Here is a 1335-nt window from a genome sequence, read left to right on the forward strand (position 1 = left end):
AAGAATATAGGAGTTAGACTGTCTCACTGGATGACTTCCTGACGAGCAAAAACTCGATTTAAATGGCTGGCGTAAACGTTTGGGAATACCTGTTATCGACCACAGAGCTATCCGGCTGGAGAGTCCAAGTCCTAGGATGGCAGACGATAAGCGCGGTCGAGACAAGCAAGCACACGACGCTGAAAGACGCCAGCAAGAGCGTGAGGTCGCCACAGAACTGGAGCGCGAGGACGAAATAGAGCCACCGGTGGAAGCGGAGAAACTCGCCGATTTTGAGGCAGAACTCGAAGAGCTGACATTCCCGGCGACGGGGATTGAGATCGTCGCGGCGATCGGCGATCGTGAGATCGAATCGGTCGAGGGGAGCTACAGTATCGAGGAACTAGTACCGGAGATAGACGAGGAGACGTTCGACTCTCCAGCTGCCCTCCGGGTGCAGGTACAGCGGCCGACAGTTGCCGCGGCTATGAAACGGGTCGTGGAAGCCAGCAAGACGCTTCGGAATACGGATTTCAGTTGGACACAGCGCAAGGCTTACGAGAAGACCTTCCAGGAACTCAAAGCGATCGACGCCGATGACGACGATGAAGGGATCCAAGTCATCAGCGACTGGATTGTCGAGCGAATCCGCGACAAAGAAACGCTCCCGACGTCCCGGGCGGTACGCCGAGAAGCGGCGAAGTTCTGTCGGGCGAACGGATATCAGGTCCGAAACGACGAGTGGCTCGGGATATAGACCGACGATCACGGGCGATTGTTGCCATGACTGCTGTCAAGCTCCAAGCGTGACCGATACGCGCCCTCTATCCAGTAACGGGATATTCTCTTGCGAGAGGCGTCTCATTTGGAACTGCGATGGGCTTTATTGTGTTACCAGTGAAACCACAGGTATGGCGCTCGATATAGAGGTCCCGGAACCACCAGACCTCTCGAACCGAGGAATGCCGCGCGAGTTCGAGTGGCAAGAAGAGACGCTCGGGTCAGAGGACTTCTACCGCGAGGACATCGAAGACCTGCTCCAGGAAGGTGCGTGGAAGGAGGGATTCAACGAGTGGACCGAGTACACGAATCTCGATGAAGAGCACGTTCGAATTGTCAGCGACCTCGGCCTGTTCCAAGCGTTCGACTTCTACTGGGACCCAACCGAAGACCGCCTTCGCTTCGACGCCCCAATGATTTCGGACGACTGGAGGGAGCGAAACGCGACTGAATCGCTCGATTCGAGCACGGTTTCAATGATTGACGGTGAGTTAGATGATCTCGGCCGAGCGGTACAAGAGGTACTGGAGGGCTACCTCGAACGGAACGACGAAGCGTCAGACTATGGTTGGGGTG

Annotated in this window: 2 protein-coding genes; both read left to right on the plus strand. The window is 56.1% G+C overall.

Going from position 1 to position 1335, the window contains the following annotated elements:
- Window positions 1-136 precede the first annotated feature (136 nt).
- Entirely contained in the window at window positions 137-736 is a 600-nt protein-coding gene (locus tag ACN2TU_RS26870) for a DUF5789 family protein (protein ID WP_435159862.1), read from the plus strand.
- A 154-nt stretch (window positions 737-890) separates the two neighbouring features.
- Window positions 891-1335 (plus strand): DUF7992 family protein (locus ACN2TU_RS26875; protein WP_472850228.1); only part of this gene is annotated, 445 nt, incomplete at its 3' end.

The sequence above is a fragment of the Haladaptatus marinus genome (assembly GCF_051194195.1).

Coding starts and splice junctions, on each gene's coding strand:
- ACN2TU_RS26870 (WP_435159862.1), top strand. CDS start 137: ATGGCAGACGATAAGCGCGGTCGAGACAAGCAAGCACACGACGCTGAA.